Annotated in this window: 1 pseudogene; it reads right to left on the bottom strand. The window is 37.5% G+C overall.

Annotation, left to right across the window (positions count from 1 at the left end):
• Nucleotides 1-1449: pseudogene (locus RR539_RS10865) on the bottom strand (excinuclease ABC subunit UvrA); the annotation flags it as partial.

Raw genomic sequence — 1449 nt, forward strand, 5'->3', positions numbered from 1 at the left:
CATCACCTGAACATGACTCACATCTTCCACCCTTAACATTAAAGCTAAATCTACCAGGCTTATACCCCTTCATCTTAGAGGCTTGAGTTGTTGAGAAAAGTTCACGTATAGCATCAAATACCCCTGTATATGTTGCAGGGTTAGACCTTGGTGTTCTTCCTATAGGAGATTGATCTATATCTACTACTTTATCAATATTCTCAAGTCCCTTAACTTCCTTACACTTACCTGGCATATCTTTAGCTCTATAAAGCTTACTTGCTGCTGTTTTGTATAAAACCTCATTAACAAGGGTACTTTTGCCTGACCCTGATACCCCAGTAACACAGGTAATAACACCTAGTGGGAATTTAGCATTAACATTTTTAAGGTTGTTTTCACTGGCACCTATTACCTCGATTACACCCTTATTAGATTCACGTCTAGTCTCTGGTACTTCTATCTTCCTTCTTCCCGATAAATATTCACCTGTTAGTGATTCCCTACACTGCATAACCTCACTAGGTGTACCCTGTGCAACTATATATCCACCATGAGCACCTGCACCTGGTCCTATATCAATAATATAATCAGCCTCAATCATTGTATCCTCATCATGTTCTACAACAATTAATGTATTACCTATATCACGAAGATTCTTAAGAGTCTTTAAAAGCTTATCATTATCTCTTTGATGAAGACCTATGCTTGGTTCATCTAGTATATATAAAACTCCGACTAAGCTAGAACCTATTTGGGTTGCAAGTCTTATTCTTTGTGACTCTCCACCTGATAGGGTTGAAGCACTTCTTGAAAGGGTTAAATAATCAAGACCTACGTCTACTAAAAAGCTAAGTCTTTCATTAATCTCCTTTAGAACCTGGGATGCTACTATAGCTTCCTTCTCTGTTAAGGTTAACTTCTTAAAGAACTCCATCTCTTCACGTATAGGCATACTACATACAGCGTCAATATTAAGCCCTCCAATCTTAACAGATAAACTTTCCTCACGAAGCCTTGCACCACTACATTTAGGGCAGCTCTTATCTGACATGTAGTTTTCAATTTCTCCCCTCATATAATCAGAGGATGTTTCCCTATAACGCCTTTGAAGGTTTGGAATAAGTCCTTCAAAGTGGTACATCATAGTTGCACCTTCACCATCTCTTATAAAATTAACCTCATACTTCTCTCCGTTGTTGCCATAAAGAATAAGGTTAATTACCTCTTCACCAAGCTCCTCAAGTGGTGTATCTAAATCAAAGTTATACTTTTTAGCAAGCCCCTCAACTAGTGCTTTACTCCAAGATTCTTCACGAAGGTTTTTCCACGCCTTAATAGCCCCATTATTAATAGAAAGCGTTTTATCAATTACAAGGGATGATTCAATTTCCATAAGTGTACCTAATCCATCGCATTTATGACACTTACCATATGGACTATTAAATGAAAACATTCTAGGAGATACTT

Origin of the sequence: Clostridium sp., from assembly GCF_036639235.1 — a bacterium.
Classification (GTDB): domain Bacteria; phylum Bacillota; class Clostridia; order Clostridiales; family Caloramatoraceae; genus Clostridium_AB.